Here is a 9,176-nt window from a genome sequence, read left to right as displayed (position 1 = left end):
CCTATGATCCCGGTAAGACTTCGGGCGTTGATGTGGTCCACGTGGAGTTGCTCAAGTACAACATCAACCATACCCAGGACACCGCCCTTATCAATCCCGCTACCGGCGAACCCACCGCCGAGCGCGAGAAATGGGTTCTCACTTACAAGGCCACGGACACCTCTGGAGAAGCATTGCCCAATAATGTCACGGAGCGCAAGGTGGTCCCCGTCCTTTTCTTTGATCGTGCGACCGGTGTGTTCATGCCCGTGCGCGAGCAGAGACTGAACTTGCCCCTGGAAGCGCTGCAAGGGATGTTGCCGGGAGAGCGCATTACGGTTGGCTCCATTACGGAGGATCACCTCGCCTTCGCGGCCGCTGAAGGTCTTCAATCGCTTCTGCAAAACCTTGCTGAACGCACCTACGACCAGGCGGGCAGTTATCTTGTTGATGGCTTCAACAGCTTCCTCGGAAATGTGGATGGCAGCGATGTCGAGGTCGTCACGAATGCCGGCCGCGCCTATATTCGGGGCTTCCGCTTCCATCGTGATTGGCCCAGCAGCACGACAGTGCCCAAGTCCGTCGCGGTGAAAGGGGTACGTGGCGAGCAAAAAACCTTCAATTCGACCAAGCGGCGCTACTCGCTAAACAATGGTCCCCTCCAGAGCACCACGCAAGTTGAGGGTATTGTCGAGATTACGGCCAACGTCACCCGCGGGTCCGTAAGCGGCGGCGAGGATTTGCTTACACCGAATCCCGTGGTGGATATCATCGAAGTAAGCCAGGGCGCTACCGTTTACCAAAAAGGCGTCGATTGGCAGCAGTCCGGCAACAGCGTGGACTGGCTGGGCTCCGGCACTGCCCCGGCCATCGGCACAACCTATACGGTCCGCTGGACCTACACGAAACAGATGCTCAAGAATGTGGACTATGTGGACGGTGGCTGGTTCGGTGTATCGGGGCATCCGTCGGCCACTACCTATCATTATGTCGTCACTGCCTTTGACGCTGCGGGCGAGACGATCTTCAATGCAAGCACCGTTCTTTCCGCCGTAACTCCCTCACGTGGACTAAACCTGCTTACCTGGCTTCCGGTGTCGGGGGCGCAGGGCTATCGCGTATACCGCGCCACAAATCCCGGCAGCCGCACGAATTTCTATCGTCTCATCGAACTGGGGCCGGAAGCCATCAATTATGTGGATGACGGTGTCGAAACGACCACATCTTCGGTACCGCCCCAAACCTCGCCAACCACCCTTAGCATGTCCGCCTTTTCCGTGGCGCCCGGAAACACGGATCTTATCAACTTCGGCCGTACCGGTGTGGGCGACCAACCCATTCACGGCTCTAACTGCAGCATTGACTACAAATATTATCTCGGCCGACGCGATATCATTTACGCGACGACTTCGGAGATTAAGCGGCTGGAAGGTGCTCCCGCCGATACCCCGAAACTCCCGGTTCTGCCGGATGGAGCGCTGGGCCTGTGCAGCATCGAATGCCCGCCCAACTCGACAGAACTGGTGGTGCGCAATTTCGGGCTTACCCGTATCACCATGGACCAGATCCACGACATCATCCAGGATGTCGAGGCGCTTAAATACAACGATGCCCAGTATCAGATGAATAACGACCTGCAAAACCGCGATGCCCAGACCAAGAAGGGCATCTATTCGGATGACTTTTCCAACGACGCCCAGTCAGACCGGTATCATCCGCAATGGAGCGCGCGCATTGACCCGAATCGGCGCTTTGTCGCCCCCGACCGGACGGGCACACCGAATCTCCTTGCCGTGGATTATGGAAACAGCGACGCATCCTTCAGCGAAGGACTCGCAATGTTGCCTGCGAGTGAAACGGTGCGCATCAACCAGACCAAGTACTCGAACACCAAAAATATCAATCCCCACGCCCTCTTCGAAAAGCCCCGGTCGCGTATCGAGGTGTCCCCAAATACTGGCCGCCGCGGCTTCACCGATGTCCATGTGCGCGGCATGCATTTCACGCCCAATGCTTCCGATGTGTCCGTCTATTGCGACAATAAACTGGTGTTGTCCGGCCTTACCGCGGACAGTACGGGAGCGCTTACCGCAATGTTCACCATCCCGGCGGACGTGCGCGACGGCACCCGTATCGTGTTAATGACGGATGGCGCCTACGAAGCCAAGGTGGGCATGGAAATCAACGCACCGCTGGATATCTCCCGCATCCTGCGCGTTGCCAGCGGCGAGGAAGATGGCGCAGGCAGTCAACTCGCCGCCTCGCCCGGTGAAACGCTTCTCATGCGTATCCTTCGCACGGTGGTCACAACCTTGCTCTGGAAGGTGCGCACCTTTCCGACCCGTGTTGACCCGTTGGCGCAAACTTTCCGCTTCGAGCAAAATCAGGTGGTTTCGGGCGTCGGTCTTTTCTTCACGGCCAAGGATGCTTTCCAGCCAGTCAATATTCAGGTGCGTGGGGTGACGAACGGGCTGCCCAATGGCACCGTGTTCGCCGAAAAAAGCATTGCCCCCGCCGATATCGTGTTTAACGATGAGACGCGCATCAATTTCGACGACCCCTTCTACGCCGAGGCAGGACGGCGCTACGCCCTGGTCATTGGCAGTGAGAGCCCGCTTTATGAGGTGCGGGTTGCTCAACTCGGCCAGATGGGACCGGATGGACTCATTACGCGCCTTGACTATACCGAGGGCGCACTGTTTGAAAGCGCCAATGCCGAAGCGTGGACGCCGCTCCCGGACACGAGCCTCACCATGAAGGTGTACGGGGCCGACTTCGACCTTGACGGCATCGTGCAGTTTCAGCCCATAACCGGCGTCCAGTTCTCTGAACTCAACATTGATGAATACAGTGCCATCCCCGAAGCCTGCGCCATGCTCTGGGAGTATTCGACTGACGGTGGCGCGACGTGGGACGCTATCGTACCGGCCGAGGAGGAACGACTGCCGAATCTCGCCACCCAGGTGCTGGTCCGGGTGAATATGACAACCAACGCCGCGAACGATACGCCTGCATTGAGTTTCAGAGATGTCAATCTCATCGGCTATCTGAACGCCACGGCGGGCACGTACATCAGCCGGGAGAATGAACTCACCCAGGGCGTCGCCTCAACGAAGGTATACGCGCAGATGGATATCCCGAGCGGGACAACCATCCAGTGGTTCTGCAGCAATAACGGCGGCGCCACTTGGGAGTCCATGACCATTGACGATACCCGTCCCATCACGCATGAGTGGACCGAGTATACCCTGTCGCGAACCTTCACCAATAACACCGGCAACCGCGTCCGCTACAAGGCGACCATGACCGGTACGTCCTTGGTCTACCCCCGCATACACACGCTCGGCGCAACGCTGTCGTGAACGGGTGCCTGGTTTTCTAGTGTCTAGTGTCTTGTTTTTCTGGTGTCTGGTTGCTGGTTCGAAGAACTCCGGCAACCAGACACCGACCAACTAGGCACCAGAAACCAAGTAACCAGAAACCAGCCTTGCTAGCAACTAGCCTTGCTTCGATAGGTAGTTTATGAAGCCGCCGATGAGGCGGGAAGAAGAATGGCAAAGGGAGTAGCAGTGTTCAAATTGCTCCTGCGAGATATACCCCAATTCGAGAGCAACGTACAGATGGCTCTGTACTTCGAGTGCAGAGCCATTGGCCATGGCGAGGAAGCGCATGAAGTCCTTGCGGCTGGCACGCCCAAAACCTTCGGCCACATTCGCCATAACCGACACAGCCGCGCGCCGCATCTGGTCGCGCAAACCGAAGTCACGAGAGAACGCTTCCTCTTGCGTAACCTGGTATATGGCGACCGTCAGTTTCTTCGCTTCCTGCCATCCCTGGATATCTCCGAATCGCTCAATCTTCATGCGAAAACACTACACCACAAACCCCCGTCTCTTCAACCAGAAACTCTTTAGCCAGAAACTCTTCAACCAGAAACCAACTAACCAGAAACAAGGAACCAAGCGAATGCTTGTAAAACGCCGCGGCGGGATGACGGAATACATCCCATCCCCAAAAGAAAAACGTGAAGCCCTGGTGCGCGACCACTTCATTGAGGCAGTCGAACTGTTGCATAAACGACTCAGGTGTATCGAACAGGAATTTGGGCTGCCAGTGGATGATGCGCAGGCGTGCGCGTTGCTACTGGAGCGCATCCGTGAAGAGGAGCAACGGATACTCAACCTTAACCGGGACTTGCAAAGCACCCCTTCATCAGAACCTTAGAGAACACTTCTCTCCGAACTTGCACAGCGTAGCCGCCATAACCAAAGTTCTTCAGGTGATTCTTACCCGGCGGGCGTCCTTCCAGTATTTACGCTTGAGCCGCGTAAGTCCCCGTGTTTGGCTGGGTTGGCTTGCAACAGCATAAGTTCTTTTGCGCCAACAGGTTGCATTCCAATCCAGCGTGTTCTTTTTCTTGACTTCCACCTCCGAACCAAGCGTTCATTGTCACACGACGGCAAAAGCAGCCGCCCACGAGAAACCAGAAACCAGGAACAAGAAACCAGAACACAACGGAGCGAAGCGACGATGGACATGCACGAGATAAGATTCGGGGTCGAGATTGAAACGGTAAAGCGGACGCGGGAGCAGGTGGCCCGGGCCATCCACTCGGTGGTTGGCGGTACGGTCCGATACATCGGCCAGCCCAACTGCTACGACCCCTGGGAGGTCGTGGACCTGCACGGGCGGCATTGGAAAGTGGTCGCTGACGCGTCGCTCAGCCACGTGCCCTTCCACCTTCGCGCCGAGGTCGTAACCCCGGTTCTGGAGTACGAAGACCTGAAGCAGTTTCAGGAAGTCGTCCGCGCCATCCGTCGCTGCGGCGCACAGGTAAACACGCAGTGCGGCATGCACGTCCACATTGATGCCGCCCCCTTCGACGGACGCCGCCTGGGCAACCTCGCCAAGATCGTTTATAAGCAGGAGCCTCTCATTCTGCACGCCCTCGGCATCAGCGATGAACGGCTCCGCCGGTTTACACGCCCAGTCAACGAGGAATTCATCCGCCGCGTGGAACGACAGCGCCCTCAAACGAAGGACGAACTCAACCGCATCTGGTACGGCTATCACAACGCGCATCCGCAACACTACTGTTCGACCCGCTACCACGGCGTGAACCTGCATAACGTCTGGTATCGCGGCACGGTGGAGTTTCGCTGGTTTGAGGCCACCCTCCATGCTGGCAAGGTGCGCGCCAATATCACCCTCTGCCTCGCCCTCGCCGCCAAGGCCCTGAACGGACGCGCAGCATCGAGTCGCAAGCGAAGCTTCGACCCGACGAGTGCCAAGTATGACTTCCGTGTCTTCCTGCTTCGCCTCAATCTGAGTGGAGACGAGTTCAAGGCGGTGCGCAAGCATCTGCTCGCGAATATGCCCGGCGATGCGGCCTTCAAAAACGGGCGCCCCCAACCCACGTCCGAAACGCCAACGCAACCGCATGTAACTGCATGCTGAAAGGAGAATCCCCAATGAAGATGGTCATTCGTAACACGGATAAGAATGGACAACCGACGCTGGAATCCGGCCGACAGATTGAAGGCGCCAACTGCTTCGCCCTGGTTGAACAGATGCGCGCACAAACGCCTTTCACAGCCCGGCAAACGCCGGATGAGTACATGGAGGACCTGCTGACCCGATTGCCGGACAAGCAGCCCCTGCGCGGCGGCACACCAGAGGAGCGCGCTGCGGACTTCCTCAGCGCCCTCGCCACAAACGGCTACGTCGAATTCGTGGCGGATAAGGTGGATGATGCGGTTGACGTTACCCTCGTCCTGGAAGACCCGGGACCGGTGCACATCCCCGGCGAGGTGCTGGACGACCTGGAGATCATCCGCCGCGATGGACACACGAACATGCTGGACTGGCCTACTGTGGCGCGAATTGCCGACGCCATGGGCATGGACAAGACCGCGGCGTGGGTGCGCACCCATCAGCGGGACTACTCTGCGGGCATCTTCCGCGGCTTTGCGGCGGACAAGAAAGGCGACCCATCATGTGCGGACAAGTAGGGCTTATCTTTGGCAAGAAGCGTCGGCGCGCCAGCGAGCGCGACTATCTGTGCCAGGTGTTCACGGAAATGCTGCTGCACGCCGAGTCGCGGGGGCCTCATGCCACCGGTGCTGCCTGGCTTAAAACTGACGGCGAGTACAGCATCCTGAAACGGCCGGTTCCGGCATCCGAACTCACGGTGTCAGACCTATTTCAAGAAACGCTGGAAGGGGTTGACAACCGGACCACCGCGCTCCTGGGGCACACACGCTGGCGTACACGCGGCAGCGAGGCCAACAGTCGCAATAACCATCCTATCCGGGCCGGGGCCATCCTCGGCACGCATAACGGCACCATCTACAATGCGGACCATCTCTTTGTACGCCTGGGACTGCCCCGCTTCGCCGAGGTGGACAGCGAGGGCATCTTCCGCCTTGCCGACCGATTTTCCCAAGAGAGCGCCGTCAACCGACCGGGATTCAAGCGGGCACTGACGCTCTGCCGCGGCCAGATGAGCGCCGTGTTGGCCTCACGCTTCGCGCCCTGGACCATCCTCGTCCTCACGGGCAACAAGCCGCTCAGCCTCTATTTCCACCGACAATATCGCGTTGTGGCCTATGCCAGCGAAGCGGGATGGTTCGAATACGCCGTCGCCAGCGAGAAAGGCTGGCGCCCGCTCGAAATACCGCCCATGACCATGATGCACTTTGAACATCAGGACATCGCGAATTTTGGAACCGAACCCTTCCGGTTTACCACACAGGAACAAAGGCTCAACACCACCGAAGCTACAGGAAACCCTAGGAAAATACCCGTATGATCCCCAAGAAAACCCCGTCGAAGCACACAACGGACAATGACAAGCGCGAACCAGTCATCACCCTATTCGTCTACGGGACTCTCAAACGAGGCTTTCCGAACCACGATCGCTTCTGCCGCAACGCCATCGCCATCCAACCCGCCACCGTCTGGGGCCGACTCTACGACCTGGGCGCCTATCCCGCCCTCGAAGTGCCGGAAACATCCATCCTCGCCCACGGCACCGCCGACACACGCGCCGGCGCCGCCACCCAGGCCCGTCTCAACGCCCACATGCCCCAACACGCGGCAAACACCCCACCCCTCGGCGACTGGGACCGCATCCACGGCGAATGCATCACCCTGCCCGACCCAGCGAAAAACCTCCCGCCTATAGACTACCTCGAAGGCTTCCGACCCGGAAGGCCCAGCCTGTATCAACGGATCTTAATATCGTTGCCATCATTCGTAACTTATAGATGTGCATGGATTTACAGTGTCAGAAATAATGTCAAGAGGCATCGTATTGCTACTTGGTAATCAGCGTTATGCCGGCATGTTTGCCGGCATAACTATACCCTTGACAAAAAGCAGCGGATTGTGATACACTTTGTTATGCCGGCATGTTTGCCGGCATAACAGGAGTGTGTTAATGCCTACATTGAGATTTTTTACACCAAGTGCCGACGTTGCCGAAACAGCGGAATCAGGCTTTCGCTTTGGCAACAAAGGTACGCACACGAGCCGGACCATGATGTTGTCTGAGTTATCCCAGGTCATGGTGACTGTTACACCTCGTTCGGCGCGAACAGTATATGTTTCTGCAGTGATTGAGGATAATTGCCTCGGCAAGCCAACGGCCTCTACACGACGCTTAACGCTACAGCGCCTTAGCGAGCTTTACGCGCTTGACCCCAAGATTCCCCTGTTTCGTGTATTCCGCAGCCTCTGGGAACACGCCGAGGACAGCCATGCACTTCTTGCGTTACAGTGCGCTCTTGCCAGAGACCCACTACTGGTAGCAACGGCAGACGCTGTTCTTCAACTCGGAATAAATGCTGAATTTCTTCGCGATCCTATGAGGCACGGGATTCGAGCAGTTGTTGGTGAACGGTTGAATGAATGCACCTTGGACAAGGTGGTCCGAAACGCTGCCAGTTCCTGGACCCAATCCGGGCACCTTTCAGGACGCGCGCTCAAGATTCGACAACAGGTAACCCCCACGGCGGCAACGATTGCTTTCGGTCTTTATCTCGGATATCAGAGTGGATTTCGCGGCAACGACCTTTTTTCTTCAGGGTGGATAGCCGTGCTGGATTGCAGCCCGACACAAGCGAAAAACCTGGCATTGGAAGCAAAGCGTCTCGGCCTTATTGATATTAGAATGGCAGCAGATGTCATAGAGATTGGATTCAGTCGTCTCGAGAATCTAAAAACAAGGGGATAGCCTATGTCGCGCATCGAAGAGTTGGCGGAACACTACGCAAAGCATATTGCCACGCCCTGGCAACGTACCGTGGCCGGAGCGCAACGGGTCATTATGCTTGTATACGATAAAGAACTTGAGCGAACGCTCCGTGCTCGAAAGATGGCCTTCGAAAACGCGACGCGACAGGCCGGCCACGAGTGGTTCGAAGTTGACTTGTCGGATGCCTTTTCCAAATGGATGGCGCAAGACGAATATCGGGACGCTTATTTCGAATCCCCCGAAGACTTGCAGCTCAAACTGGATGCGGAGTTCCCCGACTTTCTGGCCGAGTATTTGCGCGGGACCCTCCTTCGTATGGAAGTCACGGACAAGTCCGTGGTAGCAGTTTTTGGGCTCGGGGCGCTGTTTGGCTTTACACGTGTTTCCGAAGTCTTGAAGTTAATTGAAGGCGATATACGCGGGCGGCTGGTCTTGTTCTTCCCCGGACAACTGGAGGGCAACAACTACCGGCTGCTCGACGCGCGCGATGGATGGAACTACCTGGCCGTACCGGTCACCTTGCACAGTGAAGGAGCATGGGTATGAAGATAAAAGATGTATTGCAACGCGACCCGGCACAGCACGGGCTCATCAACCAGGGTCAAGCCCGCATCGTGGACACAAGGAACGAGCGCGCTTTGGAGGAGTTGCGCGGTGAACTTTCCACTTTCGTCTGCGAAGGGCAATACGCCGAAGGCGTGATTAAGATTATCCGTTCCTTCCTCGACGACCTCACGCGCACCAGCCAGCGCGCGGCCTGGGTAAGCGGCTTCTTCGGCAGCGGCAAATCGCACCTGCTCAAAATGCTCTGCCATCTCTGGCGCGACACTGAATTTCCCGACGGGGTCAAAGCCCGGGCGCTGGTGCCGTCCATGCCCGAGGAACTGCGCGCGCTGCTGCGCGAACTCGATGTCGTGAGCCGGCGCGAGGGCGGCCTGGT

Annotated in this window: 10 protein-coding genes; 9 read left to right on the top strand and 1 reads right to left on the bottom strand. The window is 57.5% G+C overall.

Annotated features, from left to right (window positions below):
- Positions 1-3,341, top strand: a 3,341-nt coding sequence (locus GX117_01705; protein ID NLO32061.1) for a DUF4815 domain-containing protein, incomplete at its 5' end; no start/stop codon positions are given.
- 135 nt (positions 3,342-3,476) lie between these two features.
- Here GX117_01705 and GX117_01700 read toward each other — a convergent pair.
- Positions 3,477-3,842, bottom strand: coding sequence for a four helix bundle protein (locus GX117_01700; protein NLO32060.1), 366 nt, complete (start codon positions 3,840-3,842; stop codon positions 3,477-3,479).
- A gap of 103 nt (positions 3,843-3,945) precedes the next feature.
- On the opposite strand from GX117_01700, the gene GX117_01695 reads away from it, so the two are divergent.
- The 8 genes from GX117_01695 to GX117_01660 form a co-directional block, all read left to right on the top strand.
- A complete protein-coding gene (locus GX117_01695; protein NLO32059.1) occupies positions 3,946-4,203 on the top strand; it encodes a VrlD in 258 nt (85 codons plus the stop codon).
- A gap of 306 nt (positions 4,204-4,509) precedes the next feature.
- Positions 4,510-5,436 carry an amidoligase gene (locus tag GX117_01690; protein NLO32058.1) on the top strand — a complete coding sequence of 309 codons (927 nt, stop codon included), beginning with the start codon at positions 4,510-4,512 and terminating at the stop codon, positions 5,434-5,436.
- Positions 5,437-5,450: 14 nt separating this feature from the next.
- A complete protein-coding gene (locus GX117_01685; protein NLO32057.1) occupies positions 5,451-5,990 on the top strand; it encodes a DUF5049 domain-containing protein in 540 nt (179 codons plus the stop codon).
- The gene (locus tag GX117_01680; GenBank protein NLO32056.1) at positions 5,975-6,790 is read left to right on the top strand and encodes a glucosamine 6-phosphate synthetase; all 816 of its coding nucleotides are present in this window, start codon (positions 5,975-5,977) and stop codon (positions 6,788-6,790) included. The genes GX117_01685 and GX117_01680 overlap by 16 nt, the downstream gene beginning before the upstream one ends.
- A complete protein-coding gene (locus GX117_01675; GenBank protein NLO32055.1) occupies positions 6,787-7,308 on the top strand; it encodes a gamma-glutamylcyclotransferase in 522 nt (173 codons plus the stop codon). The genes GX117_01680 and GX117_01675 overlap by 4 nt, the downstream gene beginning before the upstream one ends.
- A 214-nt stretch (positions 7,309-7,522) precedes the next feature.
- Positions 7,523-8,215 carry a hypothetical protein gene (locus tag GX117_01670; GenBank protein ID NLO32054.1) on the top strand — a complete coding sequence of 231 codons (693 nt, stop codon included), beginning with the start codon at positions 7,523-7,525 and terminating at the stop codon, positions 8,213-8,215.
- 3 nt (positions 8,216-8,218) lie between these two features.
- Entirely contained in the window at positions 8,219-8,782 is a 564-nt protein-coding gene (locus tag GX117_01665) for a DUF1788 domain-containing protein (GenBank protein NLO32053.1), read from the top strand.
- A partial coding sequence (locus GX117_01660) for a BREX system P-loop protein BrxC (protein ID NLO32052.1) occupies positions 8,779-9,176 on the top strand: 398 nt, incomplete at its 3' end. The genes GX117_01665 and GX117_01660, both read left to right, overlap by 4 nt.

The organism is Candidatus Hydrogenedentota bacterium, assembly GCA_012523015.1.
Taxonomy (GTDB): domain Bacteria; phylum Hydrogenedentota; class Hydrogenedentia; order Hydrogenedentales; family CAITNO01; genus JAAYBJ01.
Note: the sequence above shows the minus strand (reverse complement) of the source record. Positions and strands in the feature narration are given on the sequence as shown.